This is a genomic window from Rhodobacter capsulatus, assembly GCF_005144475.1.
GTDB lineage: Bacteria > Pseudomonadota > Alphaproteobacteria > Rhodobacterales > Rhodobacteraceae > Rhodobacter > Rhodobacter capsulatus_C.
Genome location: NZ_SWJZ01000020.1, coordinates 1 through 2956, shown reverse-complemented (window position 1 = coordinate 2956; position 2956 = coordinate 1). Strand labels below are relative to the sequence as shown.

Genomic DNA, 2956 nt, shown 5'->3' with positions numbered 1-2956 from the left:
GCCCGTTCCGCTTCCGAGACACGCAGGGGCACCCGGTTCAGGATCACGGAAAACCCCGGCAACTCCTCGGGGCGATCGACCCGGCCGCGCAGGTTCATGTACCAGCTTGCCGTTTCGCGGGTTTCGCTCAGATCGCCGCGCGACAGCATCATCGGCGAGACGATGCGATGCGCGGCAATCGCCAGCATGTCCTGCGCCTCCGCCCCGCCGCCGAACGTGTCGATCAACACCAGATGCTCTTGGTCGGGTTGTTCATAGATCTGGGCGATGGCCTCCGTGATCTCGAAAGCATCAAGCGAATGCACGACCTCAACGAGGGGCGACCAGTTTCCCGCTGTGCGTCCGGCGGCCATCCAATGCAGGCAGGAACGCGAGGTGTCGGTGTCGAAGATCGTCACCGTTTCCCCCCTTGCGGCTGCGGCCGAGGCCAGCGCGCGGCAGAGCGTGCTTTTGCCCGATCCACCTTTTCTGTTCATCACCAGAACGACACGTATCCCGTTACTCATGAAACTTCCCTCATCTTGCGGCGTGCCGAAGTCATTTATCTGATCGCGGAACACCGTTTTAATTATTCACTGCGTGAATATCGAAATTCATCCCGCGCAATGCGAATTGCGCAGGAAGTAAAGCGGAAAGCGAAAGCCGTTTGACTTATCGCGTTTCGCTTTTATCTGATATCATCTTGCGGTTGAAGTTTTGCGCGCTGCAGAGAGCACGTCGCTGATGCCTGACTACGCATCTCACTCGTCCTTTCTCGGGCCCCGGTCTAGGAGTGGCGGGACACAATTGCGCCATAACAACTTGTTATGGCGTTGATTTTTACAAATAGATTGCCCTCTCCCGGTGGGGGGAAGGACGTTTGCGCGAACAGCTTGTCGCGATGAGGGAGCCGCGAAAGGCGTTCGGTGATCGGCGGCTTACCTTGCGTCAACGACTTCCACAAGTGTCTTTGTTCGCCTCATGGTTGCGGTTGCAAAAGGGGGAAATATAAGAGTAAGGGTGGTGGCAGGAAATGCGTGATGTCTACAAAAAATAATGAGTACGTCTGTGAATAAAAAAGCCCTTCGAGATAATTCGCCTGAAGCTCCCTCCGGCCCGCGAATTGCGCCGGAGCGGACGGTGGCGGAGCCCGGTAGGGAAGGGGTCGCGCGCCCGGGTCGGGGACGGCCCCGGAAGGAGGGTTGTGGGCAGGTTGTCTCGTGCCGGTTGCCGGCGGAAGAGGTGGCGGCTTTCGATGCGCTCTGTGACCAGCTCGGTGTGAAGTCCCGATCGGACGGGATCCGGGCGATCATTCGTATGAGCGCGGGGTTTCTGGAGTTCGGCCCGGAAGATGCGGCGCGGCTCGATGGCATCCAGCGCGAGTTGCACAAGATCGGGGTCAATGTGAACCAGATCGCGCTGGCGGCGAACCGGGGCAGGGTGTCGATGGTCAAGGAGCAGTGGGCCGCGATCGACGAATTGCGCCAGAGGCTACCGGTGCTGCGCGCGACCCTGTCGCAGGTGATCAGCGAGCGGCGTCGGCGGGGTGTGACACTCTACCGGAAGTTCGTGGCAGAGCAGGAGGGACACCAAATTGGCTAGGCTTGCGACGCGGCCCGGCCGAGGTGTTGTTGACGCCCTGCTTGGCGATCTTGATGTGTTGCGACCGCAGCGGGGGCGTGCGCGGGGAACGAGCGGGGCAGGGTTTGTGCGCTTTTCGCCCCAGGCGGCGCAGCTTTGGCGCTTTGCGCTTGGATCGAACGTGGCGGTGATCAAGAAGATCAATCGGGGTGGGACGCATACAGCCAAGGATTTGCGGGCGCAGTTCGATTACCTGTTCTCGAAGTCCGAGGCGATCTTTGGCAATGCCGTATCCCATGATCCGAACGCGCGCGGACTTGCCGCCGAGGAACGCCGCGAGATCGCGGAGGCCTGGGGCGATGACTGGCGTGGGGCGCCGAAGAACGGGCACACGAGCCATCTTCTGCTCAGCTTGCCCTCGCATGTGGCCCCCGACAAGGCAAAGCTGATCGCCGAGGCCTGGGCCTTCGAGATGTTCCAGTCCGGGGCGCATCAGGCGGAGGAATGGGCTTATGTCGCGGCGCTGCACACCGACCGCGCGCATCCGCATGTGCATGTCGTGGTGAACAATCGCGGCCTGATCGACGGGCAGTGGTTCTACATGGCCCGCGAGCATGCGTTCAATCTCGACATGATGAAAACCCGGATGGTCGAGATCGCGGCGGAAGAAGGGGTGTTTCTCGACGCCACCTCGCGGGCCGAGCGTGGGATTCTGAGCTACTGCCCGAGCCGAGCCGAGATCGAGCGGGCGAAGGCGCAAGGCCGCGCGCCCGAGGAAAGGATGCGGGAGGGCAAGGCGCTGGATGAGGCACTGGCAAGCATGACCCGCTCCGCCGCGACCCTGCGCGGGCTTGCCCATCTGGCCGCCCTGACCGGGCTCGACGAGATCGCCACGCGGATCAGTGCGGCGGAGGCGGCTTTGGCCCGCGGCGGAGTTGTGAGTGCTTTTCCTGCCGCTGAGCACCGCGATAGCCGTGTCGATCTCGAGCGGCATTTCGAGGGCTGGATGGAACAGGCACTGGAGCGGATCGGAGCGCGGCCGGAACAGGAGCAGCTTGCGCTGCGCAAGGAATTGTTTGGCCATGCCCGCGATGTTCTCGACGGGCTTGGGGATCGGCGCGGCGTGCAGTTGCTCGCGATGCCGACGCAGTCGGAGATCTATGGCCGGTCGGTGGCTTTGCGGCGCGCGGACGCGATGCGGCATGGCCTGCCGGACATGCGCGATCCGGCCTCAGACATCAGCGAAAAGATATCGGCGCTCGGGGTTCAGATCGGCCTCGAACCCCGGCAGTTGATTGGCCGTATCGACCGCGGCGCCGCGAATGCCTTCGACGAGTGGCTTTGGGTTCGGGACGATCTGCGCACTGTCGCGGCGCATCGGAACCTCGATCTCGAG

At 62.5% G+C, this 2956-nt stretch carries 3 protein-coding genes; 2 read left to right on the top strand and 1 reads right to left on the bottom strand.

The features are described 5' to 3' along the window. Positions 1–506 (bottom strand): nucleotide-binding protein (locus FBT96_RS06490; protein WP_136905508.1); only part of this gene is annotated, 506 nt, incomplete at its 3' end. A gap of 529 nt (positions 507–1035) precedes the next feature. On the opposite strand from FBT96_RS06490, the gene mobC reads away from it, so the two are divergent. Together mobC and FBT96_RS06480 are read left to right on the top strand one after the other, a co-directional pair. Further along, on the top strand, positions 1036–1581 hold the full coding sequence (gene mobC / locus FBT96_RS06485; RefSeq protein ID WP_136905507.1) for a plasmid mobilization relaxosome protein MobC: 546 nt from the start codon (positions 1036–1038) through the stop codon (positions 1579–1581). Between the two features lie 106 nt (positions 1582–1687). Beyond that, positions 1688–2956: relaxase/mobilization nuclease domain-containing protein (locus FBT96_RS06480; RefSeq protein ID WP_169583266.1), on the top strand; the 1269-nt coding region annotated here is incomplete at its 3' end.